Origin of the sequence: Pseudomonas sp. NBRC 111124, assembly GCF_001320245.1 — a bacterium.
Lineage (GTDB): Bacteria > Pseudomonadota > Gammaproteobacteria > Pseudomonadales > Pseudomonadaceae > Aquipseudomonas.
In genome coordinates this window covers 1-21405 of the sequence record NZ_BCBA01000065.1, presented here as the reverse complement: position 1 = coordinate 21405, position 21405 = coordinate 1, and the positions used below count along the sequence as shown (strand labels likewise).

Below are 21405 nucleotides of genomic sequence, written 5' to 3'. Positions count from 1 at the left end.
GAAATTGCGCAGTTTTCCGAAGATCAGTTGTAGATATCGAAGGCAAAGTACTTGCTGGCGATCTTCTGGTAGGTGCCGTTGGCGACGATTTCGGCCAGTGCGGTGTTCAGCCGCTGGCGCAGGGCCTCGTCGTCCTTGCGCACGGCAATCGCGGCATCGGCCTTGGTGTCGGCAACGTCGCCGAGGATCTTGCAGCAGTCCTTGCCGTTCTTGTTCATCCACTCGTGCAGCGGGAACTTGTCGGCGATCACCCCGTCCAGGCGGCCGGCGGCGAGGTCGGCGTTGGCCTCGTCCATGGTCGGGTACAGCTTCACGTCGGCGCCGGCCTTGGCATACACGTCTTCGGCATAGATGGCCTGGGTCGAGGACGACTGGGCGCCAACCGTGTAGCCGTCGAATGTGCTCTGGGCGTCGCTGATCTTGCTGTCCTTGGCCACGGCGACGGTCAGCGGGGTGCGGTAGTAATGGTCGGTGAAGGCGATTTTCTTGCGCCGCTCCTCGGTGTCGATCATCGACGCCACAACGGCATCGTACTTGCGCGCCATCAGCGCCGGGATGATGCCTTCCCAGTCCTGGGCAACCAGGGTGCACTGGACTTTCATCTGTTCGCACAGGGCGTGGGTGATGTCGATGTCGAAACCGTGCAGCTGGTTATCGGCATCGACATAGTTGAAGGGCGGGTAGGCACCTTCGGTGGCGAAGCGCAGGGTCTCGGCGCTGGCGTTGCCCGCCAGCAGCAGGGCACACGCACCCAGCATAGCCATGGTCTTGTTCATCTCGCACCTCTTGCACTCTTGCTATTGTTGTTTGTTCGCGGGCCACGAGGTGTAGCCGACGAACTCGTTATGTAGAGCGGCAGTCGCTTCCAAGCGTTTTTCAACATCAGGCCCGAGCTTCTTGCAGACCTCGTTGACCATCAGGTGTACCCACGACAGCATGGTCGCGGTGGATTCCCAGAACAGATTGAATTCGGTGGGGATGCGGAACACTTCGTCGGCATGGGCATCGGCCCAGTCGCAGAAGGTATCGGTCACCAAGGTGACCGGAATGCCGGCAGCGCGTGCCTTCTGGCACAGCTGCAGGGCATGGCGCGAATAGCGGCGGGCCTCGAACACCACCAGCGTGGTGGCCTCGCTGCAGCCGAGCAGCACCTCGCCGAAGTGCCCGGCGCTGCCATCGACCAGTTGCACGCCGTCGCGCAGGTATTGCAGCAGGTGGCTCATGCACATGGCGATGCCACGTTCGGTCTGGAAGCCGGCGATACACACCCGTGGCTTTTCTGCCAGGCGCTGGGCCACGGCGTGCCAGGCGTCGCTCTGGCGGTATTCGTGCACGCGCACCAAGGCTGCCATTTCCAGTTCCAGGCTACCGGCGTTGTCGCTGACGTCCTGGTTTTGGCGATATTCTTGCAGGCGATCGCCCATCAGCCACGGCCCGTCGCCCAGGTCGCTCTGCAGGTCTTGCTTGAGCGCTTTGAGATGGGCATAACCGAGGGAGCGGCAGAAACGGCCGACGCTGGATTCGCTGACACCCAGCTTGGCGGCAATGCTGGCCGAGGTCTGGAACGGCAGTTCGTGCAGGTTGGCGAGCATGTAACTGGCGATCTTGCGGCCCGAGGCTGCGGCCCCTTGCAGGCTGTTTTCCAGGCGTTGCTTGATCGGTTGGCTCATGCCGCTGCTCCAGGTGAGGCGTGGAATAGAAAATGGCTGTTTTCTGTCATAACGTCAACATTTGACAGATAGCTGTCACTTAACGGAAAGTTTTTGTCGTTGCACACGCTGTTGCCATTCCAATTCCAAGAAAGGAGCTACAGATGTCCGCACCTTCCACCAGCCCGCTCGTGCGCGTGCCCTTCGCTGAGCTGCAAGGGCTGTTGCAAGCGATCTTCCAGCGCCATGGCTGCAGCGAAACGGTGGCCACCGTGCTGGCCCACAACTGCACCAGTGCCCAGCGCGATGGCGCCCACAGCCACGGTGTGTTTCGTATTCCCGGCTATGTTTCGACCCTGGCCAGTGGCTGGGTCGATGGGCGTGCCACGCCTCAGGTGAGCGATGTGGCATCAGGTTATGTCCGAGTAGACGCCGCCGGTGGCTTCGCTCAGCCGGCCCTGGCTGCGGCGCGTGGCTTGCTGGTGGAGAAGGCCCGCAGCGCCGGCATCGCCGTGCTGGCAATCCACAACTCGCACCATTTCGCCGCGCTGTGGCCGGATGTCGAACCCTTTGCCGATGAAGGCCTGGTGGCGCTGAGCGTGGTAAACAGCATGACCTGCGTGGTGCCCCACGGTGCGCGCAAACCGCTATTCGGCACCAACCCGATTGCCTTCGCCGCGCCGTGCGCGGGGCATGACCCGATCGTCTTCGACATGGCCTCCAGCGCCATGGCCCACGGCGACGTGCAGATCGCCGCACGTGCTGGCCAGCAGTTGCCCGAAGGCATGGGCGTGGATGCCCAGGGCCAGCCGACCACCGACCCCAAGGCCATTCTCGAAGGCGGCGCGCTGTTGCCGTTTGGCGGGCACAAAGGTTCGGCGCTGTCGATGATGGTCGAGTTGCTGGCGGCAGCGCTGACCGGCGGGCATTTCTCCTGGGAGTTCGACTGGTCGGGGCACCCGGGCGCGAAAACGCCATGGACCGGGCAACTGATCATCGTCATCGATCCGAGCAAGGCCGAGGGTGGCCGGTTTGCCCAGCGCAGCCGCGAACTGGTCGAGCACATGCAGGCAGCAGGGTTGTCGCGGATGCCGGGCGAGCGCCGCTACCGCGAGCGGGAACAGGCCGAGCGCCAAGGGGTGGCGCTGACCGAACAGGAGCTGCAGGGCCTGCAGGCACTGCTGGGCTAAGCCATTGTGCAAAGTTGCATAGACAACCTTGCACTTATGTGATGTTCCTTGGGCCCGACTCCGGGTATCCTCAGGGCAGTCTTTCCGAACTGTCCTGATCCAAGGAGCTGCACGCTGTGTTCAAACATGTCGATGCCTATGCCGGCGACCCGATCCTCTCGTTGATGGAAACCTTCAAGGCCGACCCGCGCGCCGACAAGGTCAACCTGAGCATCGGCCTGTATTACGATGAGGCCGGTGTGGTGCCGCAGCTCGAAGCGGTGGATGCGGTGGAAAAGCGCATTGCCGGCCAGGCCCATGAAGCCTCGCTGTATCTGCCGATGGAAGGCCTGGCCAGCTACCGCCAGGCGATCCAGGCGCTGCTGTTCGGTACCGATCACCCGGCCGTGGCCGGCAAGCGCGTGGCCACCGTGCAGACCGTTGGCGGCTCCGGCGCGCTGAAAGTCGGTGCCGACTTCCTCAAGCGCTACTTCCCGCAGTCGGAAGTCTGGGTCAGCAACCCGACCTGGGATAACCACCGCGCTATCTTCGAAGGTGCCGGGTTCAAGGTGCACACCTACCCGTACTTCGACCCGGCCAGCCGTGGCGTCGACTTCGACGGCATGCTGCAGGCCCTGCAGGGCCTGCCGGCCAACAGCATCGTGCTGCTGCACCCGTGCTGCCACAACCCCACCGGTGCCGACCTCGAGCCGGCCCAGTGGCAACACGTGGTGGAAGTGGTCAAGGCGCGCCAGCTGATCCCGTTTCTCGACATCGCCTACCAAGGCTTCGGCGAAGGCCTGGTGGAAGACGCCTATGCCATCCGTGAAATGGCCCGTGCCGGCGTGCCGTGCCTGGTCAGCAACTCGTTCTCCAAGATCTTCTCGCTGTACGGCGAGCGGGTAGGGGGCCTGTCGGTGGTCTGCGACGACGAAGCCACCACCCAGAGCGTGCTCGGCCAGCTCAAGGCCACCGTGCGTCGCAACTACTCCAGCCCGCCCAATTTCGGTGCCCAGCTGGTGGCTGGCGTGCTTGGCGATGCTGAACTCAACGCCCAGTGGGCGGCAGAGGTGGAAGTGATGCGCAAGCGTATCCTCGACATGCGCCAGGCGCTGGTCGATGCCCTGGCGGTGCTGCTGCCGGGCCAGGACTTCCAGTTCTTCCTGCGCCAGCGCGGCATGTTCAGCTACACCGGCTTCAGCGTCGAGCAGGTGCGTCGCCTGCGTGACGAGTTCGGCGTGTACCTGATCGACAGCGGCCGGGTGTGCATGTCCGGCCTGCGTCCGGCCAACCTGCAACGGGTTGCCGAAGCCTTCGCCGCCGTACAGAAGTAATACCGCAGCGGGCCACATGGCGGCCCCGCTGCGACACAAGGCCGCTCCCGCATTGCGCAGGCGCGGCCTTGCGCATTGTTCAGGCAGCAAAACAGCCTCCATCTGGCACGTTTCACTTGTAAAGACAAGTGCAACCGCTCCTCGGAAAGGGGCTTCGCAAGTGCAACCTTTCCGTGCACAATCGCGCCCCTCTTCCCCGGTTGAGTTGGGCGAATCGTCTAGTTCGCCATTCTCAGCCTGTTGCAGTCTTGCGAGTGGAGCTTCACCCGGAATGAATGAGCAGGCCCCAAGCGTTGAACAACGCTTTGCAGAATCGACCCCCGCCACCCTCGGCAGCTGGTCGCGTAACGACACCACCTGGATGCTGGGCCTGTTCGGCACGGCCATCGGCGCAGGCACCTTGTTCCTGCCGATCAACGCCGGCCTCGGCGGCTTCTGGCCGTTGCTGATCCTCGCCGCGCTGGCCTTCCCGATGACCTACTTCTCGCACCGTGGCCTGACCCGCTTCGTGCTGTCCGGCCGCAGCGGTGGCGACATCACCCAAGTGGTCGAAGAGCATTTCGGCATCAAGGCCGGTGCGCTGATCACCGTGTTGTACTTCTTCGCGATCTTCCCGATCCTGCTTATCTATAGCGTGGCACTGACCAACACCGTCAGCAGCTTCATGGAGCACCAGCTGCACATGGCGCCGCCACCGCGGGCGATCCTGTCGTTCGTGCTGATCCTCGGCCTGCTGGCGATCGTGCGCTGCGGCGAGCAGGCCACAGTCAAGGTCATGAGCCTGCTGGTGTACCCGTTCATCGTTGCCCTGGGCCTGCTCGGCCTGTACCTGATCCCGCACTGGACCGGTGGCATCCTCGATAGCGCCGCCCAGGTGCCGTCGGGTTCGGCCTTCCTGCACACCCTGTGGCTGGCCATTCCGGTGATGGTGTTCTCGTTCAACCATTCGCCGATCATCTCGGCCTTCGCCGTCGACCAGAAGCGCAGCTACGGCGAGCACGCCGACGAGCGCAGCGGCCAGATCCTGCGCCGCGCCCACCTGCTGATGGTGGTGATGGTGCTGTTCTTCGTGTTCAGTTGCGTGCTGACCCTGAGCAGTGCCCAGCTGGCCGAAGCCAAGGCGCAGAATCTGTCGATCCTGTCGTACCTGGCCAACCACTTCAGCAACCCGACCATTGCCTTTGCCGCGCCGCTGATTGCATTCGTTGCCATTGCCAAGTCGTTCCTGGGCCACTACATCGGTGCCAGTGAAGGCCTCAAGGGCATCATCACCAAGACCGGCGCACGCCCGGGCGCCAAAACCCTGGACCGCGTGGTTGCTGCACTGATGCTGGTGGTCTGCTGGATCGTCGCCACCCTCAACCCGAGCATCCTCGGCATGATCGAATCGCTCGGCGGCCCGATCCTCGCCGTGCTGCTGTTCCTGATGCCGATGTATGCCATTCGTCGCGTGCCGTCGATGCGCAAGTACAGCGGTGCGCTGTCTAACGTGTTCGTGCTGGTGATGGGCCTGGTGGCGCTGACCTCGGTGGTGTACGGCCTGATCGGCTGATTCACTGCCCGTAACAGAGAAGCCCGGAGCGTTTGTCGCCATCCGGGCTTTTTTTTGTCCACAGAAATTGTCTGGCAATAGAACAATTTCAATGTACCCATAGGCACCCGGCCGCCTTCATGATTAACTCAGTGTCCTTTTCAAACCCCGCATAAGGATTTCGTCATGGCTCAAGTGACTCTCAAAGGCAACCCGGTTCAGGTCAATGGCGAGCTGCCAAAGGCCGGCGCTCAGGCACCGGCTTTTTCCCTGGTCGGTGAAGGCCTGGCTGACAAGTCGCTGAAGGACTACGCCGGCAAGCGCAAGGTGCTCAACATCTTCCCGAGCGTCGACACGCCGACCTGCGCCACTTCCGTGCGCAAATTCAACGCCCAGGCCAACGACGTGGCCAACACCGTGGTGCTGTGCATCTCTGCCGACCTGCCATTCGCCCAGGCTCGCTTCTGCGGTGCCGAAGGCCTTGAAAACGTGAAAAACCTGTCGACCCTGCGTGGTGCTGAATTCCTGCAGAACTACGGCGTTGCCATCGCCGACGGCCCGCTGGCCGGCCTGGCTGCCCGTGCTGTCGTTGTGCTGGACGAGAACGACAAGGTCCTGCACAGCGAGCTGGTTGGCGAAATCGCTGACGAACCGAACTACGATGCAGCCCTGGCTGTACTGAAGTAAGGATTGACCGGGGGAGGGCGTAGGAATTCTGCCTGACCCCTCTCTAGGCAACACCCAGTAACGGCCCGGAACGCTTTCCGGGCCGTTTTCGTTTAAAGTTCAACCTTTTGGCAACGTCAGGCAAAGGTAAACCTCTGGTAAAGAGCCTTTGCTATAACGATGCCAGTGCTTATCGTTCATCCTCCCAAGCCGCCATTTCCGAACAAGGTTCGTTCAACCTATGCAAGTGTCCAATTCTCGATCCCCTCGTCGCTGGCTCGTCGTCCTGCTGATCCTGCTGCTGGTGGCCCTGCTGGCCTGGTGGCTGTGGCCTGCGGCAACGCCTGCCCACAAAGCGGCCGGGGGAGGGCGCGGCGGCAAGGGCGTGGGCATGGGTATGGGCGGCCGGCCGGGCTTCGGCGGCTCCACCGACCCGGTGCCGGTGCGTGTCGAACCGGTGCGGGTGGGTGACTTCCCGCTCTATTACAAAGCCTTGGGCACCGTCACCGCGACCAACACGGTGAACGTGCGCAGCCGCGTGGCGGGCGAACTGGTGAAGATCCACTTCAAGGAGGGCCAGCAGGTCAAGGCCGGCGACCTGCTCGCCGAAATCGATCCGCGGCCGTACCGCATCGCCCTGCAGCAGGCCGAAGGCACCCTGGCGCAGAACCAGGCGCAACTGAAGAACGCCCAGGTCGACCTGGCGCGCTATAAAGGCTTGTATGCCCAGGACAGCATCGCCAAACAGACCCTCGATACCGCCGAAGCCCAGGTCGCGCAGTTCCAGGGGTTGGTCAAGACCAACCAGGCGCAGGTCAACGATGCCCGCCTGAACCTCGATTTCACCCAGATACGCGCACCGATCAACGGTCGCGCGGGCCTGCGCCAGCTCGACCTTGGCAACCTGGTGGCGGCCAACGACACCACCGCCCTGGTAGTGATCACCCAGACCGAGCCGATCAACGTCGCCTTCACCTTGCCGGAAACCCAGCTCGACACCGTGCTCGCCCGCTACCACGGCGGCGCCAGCCTGCCGGTCGAGGCCTGGGACCGCAGCGACAGCAAGCTGCAGTCCACCGGTGTGCTGGGCAGCATCGACAACCAGATCGACACTACCACCGGCACCTTGAAGTTCAAGGGCCGCTTCGAGAACAAGGACCTGGCCCTGTTCCCCAACCAGTTCGTCAACGTGCACCTGCTGGCCGACACCCTCAAGCAGGTGGTGTTGGCTCCGGCGGCGGCCGTGCAGTTCGGCAACGACGGCACCTTCGCCTATGTGGTTAATGACCAGAGCACGGTGAATATCCGCAAGCTCAAGGTCGGCGCCAGCGACGGTCAGAACAGCGTTATTCTCGACGGCCTCAAGGCCGGTGACCGCCTGGTCCTTGAAGGCACCGACCGCCTGCGTGAAGGCACCAAGGTCGAGGTGGTCGAAGACAGCTCGCAAGTGCCGACCACCCCGGGCCAGCACCTGCAGGGCCAGGACGCCAAGGGCTCGGCCCAGGCCGATGACGCACCGTCCGGCAAAGCGGCAGTCAAGGCGGGCGCATGAACCTGTCACGCCTGTTCATCCTCCGCCCGGTCGCCACCACGCTGACCATGCTGGCCATTGTCCTGGCCGGCCTGATTGCCTACAAGCTGCTGCCAGTGTCGGCCTTGCCCCAGGTCGACTACCCGACCATCCGGGTCATGACCCTGTATCCAGGCGCCAGCCCGCAGGTGATGACCAGCGCGGTCACCGCCCCGCTGGAGCGCCAGTTCGGCCAGATGCCGGGCCTTGAGCAGATGGCGTCGACCAGCTCCGGTGGCGCCTCGGTGCTGACCCTGCGCTTCAGCCTGGACATGAACATGGACGTTGCCGAGCAACAGGTGCAGGCCGCGATCAACGCCGCCAGCAACCTGCTGCCCAGCGACCTGCCGGCGCCGCCGGTGTACAACAAGGTCAACCCGGCCGACACCCCGGTGCTGACCTTGGCCATCTCCAGCAAGACCCTGCCGCTGCCCAAGCTCAACGACCTGGTCGACACCCGCGTGGCGCAAAAGCTCGCGCAGATCAGCGGCGTCGGCATGGTCAGCATCGCCGGTGGCCAGCGCCAGGCGGTGCGAATCAAAGTCAATGTCGATGCGTTGGCCGCCAACGGTCTCAACCTCGACGACGTGCGCACCCTGATCGGCGCGTCCAACGTCAACCAGCCCAAGGGCAACTTCGACGGTCCGACCCGGGTGTCTATGCTCGACGCCAACGACCAGCTGCGCTCCCCCGAGGAATACGGCAACCTCATCCTCGCCTACAACAATGGCGCGCCGCTGCGCCTGAAAGACGTCGCCGAGATCGTCGACGGTGCAGAGAACGAGCGCCTGGCCGCCTGGGCCAACCAGAACCAGGCCGTGCTGCTGAATATCCAGCGCCAGCCGGGTGCCAACGTCATCGAGGTGGTCGACCGCATCAAGGAATTGTTGCCTTCGATCACCGACAACCTGCCGGCCGGCCTCGACGTGTCGGTGCTCACCGACCGTACGCAGACCATCCGCGCTGCGGTCAAGGATGTGCAGCATGAGCTGCTGATTGCCATCGTGCTGGTGGTGATGGTCACCTTTGTGTTCCTGCGCCGCTTCAGCGCCACCCTCATTCCCTCGATCGCCGTACCGCTGTCGTTGATCGGCACCTTCGGCGTGATGTACCTGGCCGGTTTTTCGGTCAACAACCTGACGCTGATGGCACTGACCATTGCCACCGGCTTCGTGGTCGATGACGCCATCGTCATGCTCGAGAACATCTCGCGGCACATCGAGGAGGGCGAGACGCCGCTGCAGGCGGCACTCAAGGGCGCGAAGCAGATCGGCTTCACCCTGATCTCGCTGACCTTCTCGCTGATTGCCGTACTGATCCCGCTGCTGTTCATGGCCGACGTGGTCGGCCGCCTGTTCCGCGAATTCGCCATCACCCTGGCGGTAGCCATCCTGATTTCCCTGGTGGTGTCACTGACCCTGACACCGATGATGTGCGCCCGCCTGCTCAAGCGCGAGCCCAAGGAAGAAGAGCAGGGCCGCTTTTACCGCGCCAGCGGTGCCTGGATCGACTGGCTGATCGAGCACTACGGCCGTGGCCTGCAGTGGGTGCTCAAGCACCAGCCGCTGACCCTGCTGGTGGCGGTGGCCACCCTGGCACTCACCGTGCTGCTGTACATGGTGGTGCCCAAGGGCTTCTTCCCGGTGCAGGACACCGGGGTAATCCAGGGCATTTCCGAGGCGCCGCAGTCGACCTCGTTCGCCGCCATGAGCGAGCGCCAGCAAGCCTTGAGCAAGGTTATCCTGCAGGACCCGGCGGTGCAGAGCCTGTCGTCCTACATCGGTGTCGACGGCGACAACGCGACGCTCAACAGTGGCCGGTTGCTGATCAACCTCAAGCCCCATGGCGAGCGTGATGTCACCGCCGGTGAAGTGATCAGCCGCCTGCAGCCGCAACTCGACAAGCTGGTCGGCATCCGCCTGTTCATGCAGCCGGTGCAGGACCTGAGCATCGAAGACCGGGTCAGCCGTACCCAGTACCAGTTCAGCCTGTCGTCGCCCGATGCCGACTTGCTGGCGCAGTGGAGCGGCAAGCTGGTGCATGCCCTGCAGGAACGCCCGGAGCTGCAGGACGTTGCCAGTGACCTGCAGGACAAGGGCCTGCAGGTGTACCTGGTGATCGACCGTGACATGGCCAGCCGCCTGGGCATCACCGTGGCGCAGATCACCAACGCGCTGTACGACGCCTTCGGCCAGCGGCAGATCTCGACCATCTACACCCAGGCCAGCCAGTACCGCGTGGTGCTGCAATCGCAAGACGCGGCGAGCATCGGCCCGTCGGCGCTGGAGTCGATCCACGTCAAGGCCACCGACGGTGGCCAGGTGCGGCTGTCGGCGCTGGCACGCATCGAGCAGCGCCAGGCGCAGCTGGCCATCTCGCACATCGGCCAGTTCCCGGCGGTGACCCTGTCGTTCAACCTGGCCCAGGGTGCGTCGCTGGGCGAGGCGGTCAAGGTGATCGAGCAGGTGCAGCAGGACATCGGCATGCCGCTAGGCGTGCAGACCCGCTTCCAGGGCGCCGCCGAAGCCTTCCAGGCCTCGCTGTCGAGCACCTTGCTGCTGATCCTGGCGGCCGTGGTGACCATGTACATCGTGCTCGGCGTGCTCTACGAGAGTTACGTCCACCCGGTGACCATCCTCTCGACCTTGCCGTCGGCGGCGGTCGGTGCCTTGCTGGCGCTGATCCTCAGTGGCAACGACCTGGGCATGATCGCCATCATCGGCATTATCCTGCTGATCGGCATCGTCAAGAAGAACGCGATCATGATGATCGACTTCGCCCTGGAGGCCGAGCGACACCAGGGCATGAGCCCGCAGGATGCGATCTACCAGGCGGCGCTGCTGCGCTTCCGGCCAATCCTGATGACCACCCTGGCCGCGCTGTTCGGCGCCGTGCCGCTGATGCTGGCCACCGGCTCCGGTGCCGAGCTGCGCCAGCCGCTGGGCCTGGTGATGGTCGGCGGCCTGCTGGTCAGCCAAGTGCTGACGTTGTTCACCACGCCGGTCATCTACCTGTATTTCGACCGCCTGGCGCGTCGCTGGCGCCCGGCCGCTGACGCACAGCAGGCCGACGCATGAACCTGTCCGCACCTTTCATCCGCCGGCCCGTGGCGACCATGCTGCTGAGCCTGGCGATCATGCTGCTCGGCGGCGTCAGCTTCGGCCTGCTGCCGGTGTCACCGCTGCCGCAGATGGACTTCCCGGTGATCGTGGTGCAGGCCAACCTGTCCGGCGCCAGCCCCGAGGTCATGGCCGCCACCGTGGCCACGCCGCTGGAGCGCAAGCTCGGCAGCATTGCCGGTGTCACCACCCTGACCAGCAGCTCCAACCAGGGCTCGACGCGGGTGATCATCGGCTTCGAGATGGGCCGCGACATCGACGGTGCCGCGCGCGAGGTGCAGGCGGCGATCAACGCCACGCGCAACCTGCTGCCCAGCGGCATGCGCAGCATGCCCACCTACAAGAAGATCAACCCGTCCCAGGCGCCGATCATGGTGCTCTCGCTGACCTCCAGCGTGTTGCAGAAGGGCCAGCTGTACGACCTGGCCGACACCATCCTGTCCCAGAGCCTGGCCCAGGTCAGCGGGGTAGGGGAAGTGCAGATCGGTGGCAGTTCGCTGCCGGCGGTGCGCATCGCCGTCGAGCCGCAGTTGCTCAACCAGTACAGCCTGTCGCTGGACGAGGTGCGCACGGCAGTGTCCAACGCCAACCAGCGCCGGCCCATGGGCTTTGTCGAGGATGCCGAGCGCAACTGGCAGGTGCGGGCCAACGACCAGCTGGAAACGGCCAAGGACTACGAGCCGATCGTGATCCGCCAGTCGAATGGCACCATCCTGCGCCTGTCCGACGTGGCCACCGTCACCGATGGCGTCGAGAACCGCTACAACAGCGGCTTCTTCAACGACCAGGCTGCGGTGTTGCTGGTGGTCAACCGCCAGACCGGCGCCAACATCATCCAGACCGTCGACCAGATCAAGGCACAGCTACCGGCCCTGCAGTCACTGCTGCCGGCCAACGTGCAACTGAACGTGGCCATGGACCGTTCGCCAGTGATCAAGGCCACCCTGAAGGAGGCCGAGCACACCTTGCTGATTGCCGTGGTGCTGGTGATCCTCGTGGTCTACCTGTTCCTCGGTAGCTTGCGTGCCTCGCTGATCCCCAGCCTGGCGGTGCCGGTGTCGCTGGTGGGCACCTTCGCGGTGATGTACCTGTGTGGGTTCTCGCTGAACAACCTGTCGCTGATGGCGCTGATCCTCGCCACCGGCCTGGTGGTTGACGATGCCATCGTGGTGCTGGAGAACATCTCCCGGCACATCGAGGACGGCCAGCCGCCGATGCGTGCGGCGTTTCTCGGCGCCAAGGAAGTTGGTTTCACCTTGCTGTCGATGAACGTCTCGCTGGTGGCGGTGTTCGTCTCGATCCTGTTCATGGGCGGCATCGTGCGCAACCTGTTCCAGGAGTTCTCGATCACCCTGGCGGCGGCGATCATCGTCTCGCTGGTGGTGTCGCTGACCCTTACACCGATGCTCTGTGCCCGTTGGCTCAAGCCTCACCGCGCCGAGCCGACACGCCTGCAACGCTGGAGCGACAAGGCGCACCAGCGCATGGTCGATGTCTACGATCGCAGCCTCGGCTGGGCCCTGCGCCACAAGCGCCTGACGTTGATCAGCCTGCTGGCGACCATCGGCCTGAACATTGCCCTGTACGTGGTAGTGCCCAAGACCCTGATGCCGCAACAGGACACCGGCCAGTTGCAGGGTTTTATCCGGGGCGACGATGGCCTGTCGTTCAACGTGATGCAGCCGAAGATGGAGACCTATCGCCGCGCCTTGCTCGCCGACCCCGCGGTAGAAAGCGTGGCCGGTTTCATCGGCGGCAACAGCGGCACCAACAACGCCTTCGTGCTGGTACGCCTGAAACCGATCGCCGAACGCAAGCTCGATGCGCAGAAGGTCATTGAACGGCTGCGCAAGGAAATGCCCAAGGTGCCGGGCGGGCGGCTGTTCCTGATGGCCGACCAGGACCTGCAGCTGGGCGGCGGTGGCCGCGACCAGACTTCTTCGCAGTACCTGTATACCCTGCAAAGTGGCGACCTGGCAGCTTTGCGCCAGTGGTTCCCGAAGGTGGTCGCGGCGCTGCGTGCGTTGCCCGAGCTGACGGCCATCGACGCCCGTGATGGCTCCGGCACCCAGCAGGTGACCCTGGTGGTCGACCGCGACCAGGCCAAGCGCCTGGGCATCGACATGGACATGGTCACCGCAGTGTTGAACAACGCCTACAGCCAGCGGCAGATCTCGACCATCTACGACAGCCTCAACCAGTACCAGGTGGTGCTGGAGGTCAACCCGAAATATGCCTGGGACCCGAGCACGCTGGAACAGGTGCAGGTCATCACCGCTGACGGTGCGCGGGTACCGCTGTCGACCATTGCCCACTACGAGAACAGCCTGGCCAATGACCGGGTCAGCCACGAAGGCCAGTTTGCCTCTGAAGACATCGCCTTCGACGTTGCCGAAGGCTACAGCCCCGACCAGGCCATGGCTGCGGTCGAGCGGGAGGTGGCCAAGCTGGGCTTGCCCGAGGAAGTGATCGCCAAGCTCGGCGGCACGGCCAGTGCGTTCGCCAAGACCCAGGAAGGCCAGCCGTTCATGATCCTCGGTGCCCTGGTGCTGGTGTACCTGGTGCTGGGCATTCTCTATGAAAGCTACATCCATCCGCTGACCATCCTGTCGACCTTGCCCTCGGCCGGTGTCGGCGGCTTGCTCGCGCTGTACGCCACCGGCGGCGAGTTCAGCCTGATCTCGCTGCTGGGCCTGTTCCTGCTGATTGGCGTGGTGAAGAAGAACGCCATCCTGATGATCGACCTGGCCCTGCAGCTGGAGCGCCATCAAGGCCTGAGCCCGGAGGAGTCGATCCGCCGCGCCTGCCTGTTGCGCCTGCGGCCGATCCTGATGACCACCCTGGCAGCCATCCTGGGTGCCTTGCCGCTGCTGCTCAGCCGCGCCGAAGGGGCAGAGATGCGCCAGCCGCTGGGCCTGACCATCATCGGCGGCCTGGTCGTCAGCCAGCTGCTGACCCTTTATACGACGCCGGTGGTGTACCTGTACCTGGACCGCCTGCGTCACCGATTCAACCACTGGCGCGGTGTACGCACCGACGCCGCCCTGGACACGCCGCTATGAACTTCGCCCAGACTCCACTTCACCGTGCCCTGCAGCTGCTGACCCGTGGGCGTGGCTCACGCCTGGTCGGCGCCGGGTTGTGCGTGGCCATGCTCAGTGCCTGTACCCTGAGCCCCGACTACCATCGCCCGGAGCTGAGCACGCCGGCGCAGTACAAGCAGGCTGAAGGCTGGTCCCAAGCCAACCCGTCCGATGCCATCGCCCGTGGCGCCTGGTGGGAAATCTACGGCGATGCCGGGTTGAACGCACTGGTCGAAGAACTCAACCGCAGCAACCAGACCGTTGCGCAATCCGAAGCCCAATACCGCCAGGCCCAGGCCTTGGTGCGCAGCAGCCGTGCGTCGCTGTTCCCCAGCCTGGACTTGAGCGCCAGCAAGAACCGCTCGGCGCAAGGCACCGGCAGTTCCAGTTCGAGCCTGTCCAACAACAGCAGCGGTATCCGCAACACCTACAACACACAGCTCGGCGTCAGTTGGGAAATCGACCTGTGGGGCAAGCTGCGCGAGACCCTGAACGCCAACGAGGCCAGTGCCGAGGCCAGCTTCGCCGACCTGGCCGCGATTCGCCTCAGCCAGCAGTCCGAACTGGTGCAGAACTACCTGCAGCTGCGGGTGATCGACGAGCAGAAGCGCTTGCTGGAGGCGACTGTCGCTGCCTACCAGCGTTCGCTGCAGATGAACGAAAACCAGTACCGCGCCGGTGTCGCCGGCCCAGACGCGGTGGCCCAGGCACGTACCCAGCTGAAGTCCACCCAGGCCGACCTGATTGACCTGATCTGGCAGCGTGCGCAGTTCGAGAACGCCATCGCCGTGTTGCTGGGCAAGGCGCCGGCCGATTTCTCCCTGGCCGACAGCAAGCGCATTCCAGCGCTGCCGCAGATCCCGGTGACGCTGCCGTCGCAACTGCTCGAACGCCGCCCCGACATTGCCTCGGCCGAGCGCAACGTGATGGCCGCCAACGCCAATATCGGTGTGGCCCGCGCCGCTTACTTCCCGGACTTGAGCCTGAGCATGAGCGGCGGGTATTCCAGCAGCAGCTTCAGCAACTGGATCGAATTGCCCAACCGCTACTGGTCGGTGGGGCCACAACTGGCGATGACGCTGTTCGACGCTGGCAAGCGCAGTGCCGAGGTCGACCGCACCCGGGCGGTGTATGACCAGACCGTGGCGCAGTACCGCCAGACCGTGCTCGATGGCTTCAAGGAAGTGGAGAACTTTCTGGTGCAGTTGAAGGTGTACGCCGACGAAGCCGTGGTGCGCCAGGAGGCGCTGGAAGCGGCCCGCGAATCGTTGCGCCTGACCGAGAACCAGTACCGCGCCGGCCTGATCGGCTACCTCGATGTGGTCAACGTGCAGACCACCGCACTGAGCAACGAGCGCAGTGCATTGACCCTGCTGGAAGGTCGCCTGGTGGCCAGCGTACAGCTGATTGCCGCGCTGGGTGGTGGCTGGGATGCCGAGCAGGCGTTTGCCCAGCAGGAATAACAGGCTTGCGCGGTCATTGTAGGAGCGGCCTTGTGTCGCGAAAGGGGTGCGAAGCGCCCCCAGGTTTTCAGCTTCGCAGCATGAATTGCTGGGGCTGCTTTGCAGCCCTTTCGCGACACAAGGCCGCTCCTACACCGACCGAGTCAGCCGACAAATGGCAATATGCCTTCATTTAGTGATGAAAATGCTCTAACTCAAGCATTCCGAGGGCGTTTGCAAGTAGTTGGATCCATTCCCATTCGCACAAACCCCGTGCGTTTCGCTAAAGCTTGAGTACAATCGTCAGTTTTTTCGGGCCCCCCTGTCCCGAGCTGGATTTCCCATGCTGACCGGTAGTTACTCCTCCGCGCTGGTGCTGATCTCACTCTGCGTAGCCATCCTTGCCTCTTACACCGCCCTCGACCTGACTGGCCGTATCGCGACGGCCAAGGGCCGTGCCGTGCACCTGTGGATGGGCGGGGGAGCGCTGGCCATGGGCATCGGCGTCTGGTCGATGCACTTCATCGGCATGCTCGCCTTCAGCCTGCCCATCGCCCTGGGCTTCGACATCGGCCTGACCGCGTTTTCGCTGCTGATTGCCGTGCTGTCTTCCGGCTTTGCCCTGTGGCTGGTGAGCCAGCCAAGCCTGCCCCGGCTGCAGCTGGCGTTCGGCGCCCTGATCATGGGGACCGGCATCGCCTGCATGCACTACACCGGCATGGCCGCGATGCGCATGCTGCCCGGCATCGATTATGACCCGGCCTTGTTCGGCGCCTCGCTGGCCATCGCCGTAGGCGCTTCGGCCGCCGCCCTGTGGATCGCTTTCCGCCTGCGTCAGCAAACGCCATACGTGCGCCAGGTCCGTGGCCTGGCAGCCATGGTGATGGGCGTTGCCATCGTCGGCATGCACTACACCGGCATGGCCGCGGCGAACTTCCCCGAAGGCAGTTACTGCGGCGCGCTGATGAGCGGCCTGCGGGGCGACGGCCTGGTCTACCTGGTACTGATCACCACCCTGGCGGTGCTGGCCGTGGCATTGCTCACCTCGGTGCTGGATGCACGCCTTGAAGCCCGCACGGCAGCGTTGGCCCACTCGCTGACCTTGGCCAACCAGGAGCTGACCCAACTGGCCTTGCACGACACCTTGACCGGGCTGCCCAACCGCTCGCTGTTGTCCGACCGAATCGAGCAGGCCATTGGCAAGGTGGCGGAGCAGGGCGGCTGCTTTGCGCTGATGTTCATCGACCTGGATGGCTTCAAGCCGGTCAACGACGCCTTTGGCCACCATGTCGGCGACCTGCTGCTCAAGGCCGTGGCGGCGCGCCTGCGCGGCCACCTGCATAGCCAGGACACCCTGGCGCGGATCGGCGGTGACGAGTTCGTGTTGCTGGTGGAGCTGGAAGAGCCGGACGACGCCATGGACGTGGCGGCCAAGCAGGTCAACCTGGTGTCGCGCGCTTTCCGGGTTGCTGAGCATGACCTGCAACTGACCGCCAGCCTGGGTATCGTGCTGTACCCCGGCAACGGCCAGGACCAGCTTGAACTGCTGCGCAACGCCGACGCCGCCATGTACCACGCCAAGAGCGTCGGCAAGAACGGTTACAGCTTCTTCGACGCCTCGATGAACTGCAACGCGCGCCAGCAGTTGCAGCTGTTACAGGATTTGCGCACGGCCCTGGAGCAGGGCCAGTTCCGCCTGCACTACCAGCCCAAATTCGACGCGCAGGCTTGTACGCCTATAGGCGCCGAAGCCTTGCTGCGCTGGGAGCACCCACACCATGGCCTGATGCTGCCGGACCGCTTCATCGGCCTGGCGGAAAAAACCGGCCTGATCATCCCGATCGGCGAATGGGTACTGGATGAAGCCTGCCGGCAGATGCGCCATTGGCTTGAACAAGGGCACAGCGACTGGCGCGTGGCGGTCAACCTGTCGGCCATCCAGTTCTGCCATGCCGGCCTGGTCGACAGTGTCGCCCGTGCCCTGCAGCAGAACGGCCTGCCGGCCAACCGTCTGACCCTGGAAATCACCGAAACCACCGCCATGCACGATGCCGATGCGAGCCTGATGGTGCTGCAGCGGCTTTCGGACATGGGCGTGGACTTGTCCATCGACGACTTCGGTACTGGCTACTCGAGCCTGATGTACCTCAAGCGCCTGCCGGCCAACGAGCTGAAGATCGACCGCGGTTTCGTGCGTGACCTGGAGCAGGACAGCGATGACGCGGCGATTGTCTCGGCAATCGTCGCCCTGGGCCAGGCGCTGGGCCTGCGCATCGTTGCCGAAGGGGTGGAAACCGACCGCCAACAGGACTTCCTGACCCGCCTGGGCTGTGACTCGCTGCAGGGCTATCTGCTGGGCCAACCGGTGCCGGCCGAGCAGTTCATGGGCAAGTTGCAGACATTGCGCGAAGTAAGCGAGGCGGCTGTCTAGCCTGCGTCGCGCAGGGCGAAGGCCGGTGCAAAGGCGTCCATCTCGGCCTCCACAGCCTCGATGATGCGTTCGACATCCGCCGCCGCCATGATCGCCGTGCAGGGGATGCCGGCGATGGCCAGCAGGGTCTGGCCGGTAGCCCGGTCGAACAGCCGTGCAACCATGCTGCGTGGTGCATCCATGCTGGCTTCAAAGCCCAGCGGATGAAAGTGCCAGCGCATCACCTGGCAGGCGTTTGGGAACGTCATCTTGTTCATGCCAGCCTCCTTGTCCTTGCCTGGACGCGGTGATCGGAAGCCGTTCGCTCGGCCGCCGGGAACCTAACCATAGCACCTGTCACCGCCCATGTTCGGGGTAAAACACGACAAAAATATGAATGCATGACAGCGATCACACCGCTGTCGTGCCACCCGTTTGGCAGCAAACGGCCACGCAAACGTTTACGCCGCGCGATGCCTGCAGAGTTGCTGATTTGCTCTGCTATTTTTGACCCCATTCGGCGCACAGTGTTTTCGGACGAGCGGTGCGAGCTGGGCAGACAGGGAGACAGTCATGCGCTATTCCATGCTCACCCAACGCATCGCCGGCGAAGCCGTTACAGCGTGGGACATTCACTATCAGGCCCAGGCAATGCGCCGCGAGGGACGCGAGATCTTGCTGCTGACGGTGGGCGACCCGGACTTCGATACGCCAGTGCCGGTAGTCGATGCCGCGATAGCCAGCCTGCAGCGCGGCGAAACCCATTACAGCGACGTACATGGCAGCCTGGCACTGCGCCAGGCAATTGCCCGGCGCACGGGTGCGCAGGTATCGGCCGACCAGGTGATGGTCCTGGCCGGTGCCCAGTGTGCGCTGTACGCGGTTTGCCAGTGCCTGTTCGAAGGCGGTGACGAGGTCATCATTGCCGAGCCCATGTATGTCACCTATCAAGGCGTGCTGGGTGCCTGCGGGGCGAAGTCCGTGCAGGTGCCTGTCAGCGCGGATCAGGGCTTTCGCCTTGACCCGATGGCAGTGGCCCGGGCAATTACCTCGCGTACCCGCGGCCTGCTGCTCAATACCCCGCATAACCCGACAGGTGCTGCCATTTCGCCGCAGGACATGGCGCAGCTGGCGCAGCTGTGCCGGGCGCATGACCTGTGGTTAGTGTGCGATCAGGTGTACAGCGGCCTGCTGTTCGACGGCGAGCCAGCAGACCCGCTCAGTTTGCCGGGTATGGTCGAGCGCTGCGTGCTGATCGACAGCGTGTCCAAGTCCCACGCCATGAGCGGCTGGCGCGTGGGGTGGGTGGTGGGCCCGCCACCATTGATTGCACACCTGGCCACGCTTGCCACGGTGATGCTGTTCGGCCTGCCGGAGTTCGTCATGGCCGCTGTCTGCGTGGCGCTGGAGCAGGACTTGCCGGCCGTGCGCGAGATGCGCGAAGCCTACCGGCAGCGGCGCGACAGGGTTTGCGCAGCCCTGGCGGGCTGCCCCGGGCTGCTCGCCCATCGGCCGGCAGGTGGCATGTTCGTCATGCTCGATATTCGTGCCACCGGGCTCAGCGCCCAGGCCTTCGCCCAGCGCCTGCTGCTCGAGGAAGGCGTATCAGTTTTGCCTGGTGATGCCTTCGGCCCCAGTGCGGCGGGCCATGTGCGCATGGGGCTTGTGCTCGATGCCGAACGCCTGGAGCTCGCCTGCCGGCGCATCGCCGCCTGTGCCGGGCGTGTGCTAGCCGAGCAGGCCTGCCGCAATATTGATGGTGAAGCCCAGAATCGCCGTGTTGAACACAAAGCCTACCAGTGAGTGCGCCAGCACCACTCGGCGCATGCCGCGCCCGCCGACGCCGACGTCGGAGGTCTGCACGGCAACGCTGATGGTGAACGAGAAGTAGTGAAAGTCCCAATAATCCGGGTTGCACTCACCGTCGGGGAAGCGCAACGCCGGTGCATTGCGCCCGCCGGTGTAGAACAGGCGGGCGTAGTGCAGGCTGAAAATGCAGCCGATCAGCAGCCACGAGCCGGCCACCGTCAGCCCCGTGTACAGGTAGTGCAGGGCCAGCGCGCTGCCTTGCAGGCCGCGGCTGGAAACCAGTTGCAAGGTCACCGCGGCCAGGCTGGCGATGGCGGCAATACAGACGGTGAAAAGCACCAGGCCGGCGTTTTCGTCCTCGATCCGGGCGACTTTGCGCACCTTGTCAGGGGTGGCGCGCCAGGTCAGCCACAGGACCAGCAGCAGGTACAGCCAGACGCCAAGGTTCCAGCCCGCGAGGATGCGCTGGACGATGTCGTCGGCGGGGATCAGCCAGGCGCCGAGCAGGCCGACCAGCGCGGCAATGCTCAGACGGGGGTGGGTACGGGTCAGGCGGTGGAATACCATGGGCGCTCGCGGGTGAATGTCTGGTCTGCACTCTAGACCACAGATCACCTGCCAAGGCATGAGTTCGATCAACTCGCCTGGTTTACGGTACCATTGCGCGCCGTTGCTTCGATTCGCTTCAGGATTCACGTTTTGTCCGACCTCTCGCAAAATCCACTGCTGCAATACCTGGCCCGGCTGGCACCCTCCAGCCAGCAGACCATGCGCTACATCCTCCAGGACGCCGCCGACCGGCTCGGTTTCGTCGATTGCAACCTCGTCGATGTGCCGTGGCACCGGCTCGATCCTGGCCATGTGATTGCGCTGGTGGCGGCATTGCGCGCCGATGGTTATGCGCCGAACAGCTCTTCGCTCTACGTCAACGCCGTGCGCGGGGTGATGAACGAGGCGTGGCGCCAGGGCCTGATCGACCACGAGCAGCTGTTGCGTATTCGTGAAGTGAAGCCGGCGTCCGGCAGCCGCCTGCCGCCTGGGCGCAACCTGCGGCGCAGCCTGATTCGCGAACTGATGGACCTGTGCGAGGCCGACCCACGGCCGCAGGGCGTGCGCGATGCGGCGATCATCGCCTTGCTCTACGGCACCGGCATGCGCAAGTCGGAGTCGGTGGATATCGACCTCAGCCAGGTCGACTTCGAGGCGCGCAGCCTGCAGGTCACCGGCAAGGGTAACCGGCAGCTGATCAAGTACGCCCCAGCCTGGGCGTTCGAGAAGTTGCAGGCCTGGCTGGACCTGCGCCGGCAGTCGCTGCCCGAAGGGGCGTCGGATGACCTGTTCCTGTTCAACCGCATCCGCCGCGGCAACCACATCACCCGGGCGCGCATCACCAAGCATGCGATCTACTACATCGCCCGCCAGCGGGGTGCCCAGGTGGGGGTTAAGATCATGCCCCATGACTTTCGCCGGGCATTCATCACCCGGGTTATCGAAGAGCATGATCTGTCGATTGCGCAGAAGCTTGCGCACCATGCCAATATCCAGACGACTGCCAGTTATGACCGGCGCGATGACAACGAGCGGCGGCGCGCGGTGGATCGCTTCGACTACTGATTCGCCCGC

General features: G+C 64.2%; 15 protein-coding genes. 11 read left to right on the top strand and 4 right to left on the bottom strand.

Annotation, left to right across the window (positions count from 1 at the left end; all coding sequences use genetic code 11):
- Nucleotides 1–23 precede the first annotated feature (23 nt).
- Both APH28_RS23785 and APH28_RS23780 read right to left on the bottom strand, forming a co-directional pair.
- The gene (locus APH28_RS23785; RefSeq protein WP_060512922.1) at nucleotides 24–776 is read right to left on the bottom strand and encodes a transporter substrate-binding domain-containing protein; all 753 of its coding nucleotides are present in this window, start codon (nucleotides 774–776) and stop codon (nucleotides 24–26) included.
- 21 nt (nucleotides 777–797) lie between these two features.
- Nucleotides 798–1670 (bottom strand): MurR/RpiR family transcriptional regulator, encoded by an 873-nt coding sequence (locus APH28_RS23780; protein ID WP_060512921.1) that lies wholly within the window; start codon nucleotides 1668–1670, stop codon nucleotides 798–800.
- Nucleotides 1671–1813: 143 nt separating this feature from the next.
- Here APH28_RS23780 and APH28_RS23775 point away from each other — a divergent pair, with 143 nt between their 5' ends.
- The 9 genes from APH28_RS23775 (at nucleotide 1814) to APH28_RS23735 (ending at nucleotide 17994) form a co-directional block, all read left to right on the top strand.
- A complete protein-coding gene (locus APH28_RS23775) occupies nucleotides 1814–2839 on the top strand; it encodes an Ldh family oxidoreductase (protein WP_060512920.1) in 1026 nt (341 codons plus the stop codon).
- A gap of 116 nt (nucleotides 2840–2955) precedes the next feature.
- Complete coding sequence (locus APH28_RS23770; protein ID WP_060512919.1) at nucleotides 2956–4152, top strand: amino acid aminotransferase; 1197 nt, start codon at nucleotides 2956–2958, stop codon at nucleotides 4150–4152.
- Between the two features lie 271 nt (nucleotides 4153–4423).
- On the top strand, nucleotides 4424–5704 hold the full coding sequence (locus tag APH28_RS23765) for a serine/threonine transporter (RefSeq protein ID WP_060512918.1): 1281 nt from the start codon (nucleotides 4424–4426) through the stop codon (nucleotides 5702–5704).
- A gap of 165 nt (nucleotides 5705–5869) precedes the next feature.
- Nucleotides 5870–6370, top strand: a complete 501-nt coding sequence (gene tpx, locus APH28_RS23760; RefSeq protein WP_060512917.1) for a thiol peroxidase — start codon at nucleotides 5870–5872, stop codon at nucleotides 6368–6370.
- Nucleotides 6371–6590: 220 nt separating this feature from the next.
- Nucleotides 6591–7901, top strand: a complete 1311-nt coding sequence (locus APH28_RS23755) for an MdtA/MuxA family multidrug efflux RND transporter periplasmic adaptor subunit (RefSeq protein WP_060512916.1) — start codon at nucleotides 6591–6593, stop codon at nucleotides 7899–7901.
- Complete coding sequence (locus tag APH28_RS23750) at nucleotides 7898–10996, top strand: MdtB/MuxB family multidrug efflux RND transporter permease subunit (RefSeq protein WP_060512915.1); 3099 nt, start codon at nucleotides 7898–7900, stop codon at nucleotides 10994–10996. The genes APH28_RS23755 and APH28_RS23750 overlap by 4 nt, the downstream gene beginning before the upstream one ends.
- On the top strand, nucleotides 10993–14100 hold the full coding sequence (locus tag APH28_RS23745) for an efflux RND transporter permease subunit (protein WP_060512914.1): 3108 nt from the start codon (nucleotides 10993–10995) through the stop codon (nucleotides 14098–14100). Before APH28_RS23750 ends, APH28_RS23745 begins: the two co-directional genes overlap by 4 nt.
- Complete coding sequence (locus APH28_RS23740) at nucleotides 14097–15584, top strand: efflux transporter outer membrane subunit (protein ID WP_060512913.1); 1488 nt, start codon at nucleotides 14097–14099, stop codon at nucleotides 15582–15584. The genes APH28_RS23745 and APH28_RS23740 overlap by 4 nt, the downstream gene beginning before the upstream one ends.
- 322 nt (nucleotides 15585–15906) lie before the next feature.
- On the top strand, nucleotides 15907–17994 hold the full coding sequence (locus APH28_RS23735) for a bifunctional diguanylate cyclase/phosphodiesterase (protein WP_060512912.1): 2088 nt from the start codon (nucleotides 15907–15909) through the stop codon (nucleotides 17992–17994).
- Here the strand turns inward: APH28_RS23735 and APH28_RS23730 are convergent.
- Nucleotides 17991–18251 carry a DUF1652 domain-containing protein gene (locus APH28_RS23730; RefSeq protein WP_060512911.1) on the bottom strand — a complete coding sequence of 87 codons (261 nt, stop codon included), beginning with the start codon at nucleotides 18249–18251 and terminating at the stop codon, nucleotides 17991–17993. The two genes, APH28_RS23735 and APH28_RS23730, sit on opposite strands and share 4 nt — an antisense overlap.
- A gap of 295 nt (nucleotides 18252–18546) precedes the next feature.
- Between APH28_RS23730 and APH28_RS23725 the strand changes: the two genes are divergently transcribed.
- Nucleotides 18547–19776 carry a pyridoxal phosphate-dependent aminotransferase gene (locus APH28_RS23725; RefSeq protein ID WP_060512910.1) on the top strand — a complete coding sequence of 410 codons (1230 nt, stop codon included), beginning with the start codon at nucleotides 18547–18549 and terminating at the stop codon, nucleotides 19774–19776.
- Here the strand turns inward: APH28_RS23725 and APH28_RS23720 are convergent.
- Nucleotides 19702–20349, bottom strand: coding sequence for a DUF1345 domain-containing protein (locus APH28_RS23720; RefSeq protein ID WP_060512909.1), 648 nt, complete (start codon nucleotides 20347–20349; stop codon nucleotides 19702–19704). The two genes, APH28_RS23725 and APH28_RS23720, sit on opposite strands and share 75 nt — an antisense overlap.
- Before the next feature lie 132 nt (nucleotides 20350–20481).
- On the opposite strand from APH28_RS23720, the gene xerC reads away from it, so the two are divergent.
- A complete protein-coding gene (xerC, locus tag APH28_RS23715) occupies nucleotides 20482–21396 on the top strand; it encodes a tyrosine recombinase XerC (RefSeq protein ID WP_060512908.1) in 915 nt (304 codons plus the stop codon).
- Nucleotides 21397–21405 lie beyond the last annotated feature (9 nt).

Bases quoted from the DNA above. Each gene is read 5' to 3' on its own strand.
- APH28_RS23785 (WP_060512922.1), bottom strand. From the start codon at position 776: ATGAACAAGACCATGGCTATGCTGGGTGCGTGTGCCCTGCTGCTGGCG.
- APH28_RS23780 (WP_060512921.1), bottom strand. From the start codon at position 1,670: ATGAGCCAACCGATCAAGCAACGCCTGGAAAACAGCCTGCAAGGGGCC.
- APH28_RS23775 (WP_060512920.1), top strand. From the start codon at position 1,814: ATGTCCGCACCTTCCACCAGCCCGCTCGTGCGCGTGCCCTTCGCTGAG.
- APH28_RS23765 (WP_060512918.1), top strand. From the start codon at position 4,424: ATGAATGAGCAGGCCCCAAGCGTTGAACAACGCTTTGCAGAATCGACC.
- tpx (WP_060512917.1), top strand. From the start codon at position 5,870: ATGGCTCAAGTGACTCTCAAAGGCAACCCGGTTCAGGTCAATGGCGAG.
- APH28_RS23755 (WP_060512916.1), top strand. From the start codon at position 6,591: ATGCAAGTGTCCAATTCTCGATCCCCTCGTCGCTGGCTCGTCGTCCTG.
- APH28_RS23750 (WP_060512915.1), top strand. From the start codon at position 7,898: ATGAACCTGTCACGCCTGTTCATCCTCCGCCCGGTCGCCACCACGCTG.
- APH28_RS23745 (WP_060512914.1), top strand. From the start codon at position 10,993: ATGAACCTGTCCGCACCTTTCATCCGCCGGCCCGTGGCGACCATGCTG.
- APH28_RS23740 (WP_060512913.1), top strand. From the start codon at position 14,097: ATGAACTTCGCCCAGACTCCACTTCACCGTGCCCTGCAGCTGCTGACC.
- APH28_RS23735 (WP_060512912.1), top strand. From the start codon at position 15,907: ATGCTGACCGGTAGTTACTCCTCCGCGCTGGTGCTGATCTCACTCTGC.
- APH28_RS23730 (WP_060512911.1), bottom strand. From the start codon at position 18,251: ATGAACAAGATGACGTTCCCAAACGCCTGCCAGGTGATGCGCTGGCAC.
- APH28_RS23725 (WP_060512910.1), top strand. From the start codon at position 18,547: ATGCGCTATTCCATGCTCACCCAACGCATCGCCGGCGAAGCCGTTACA.
- APH28_RS23720 (WP_060512909.1), bottom strand. From the start codon at position 20,349: ATGGTATTCCACCGCCTGACCCGTACCCACCCCCGTCTGAGCATTGCC.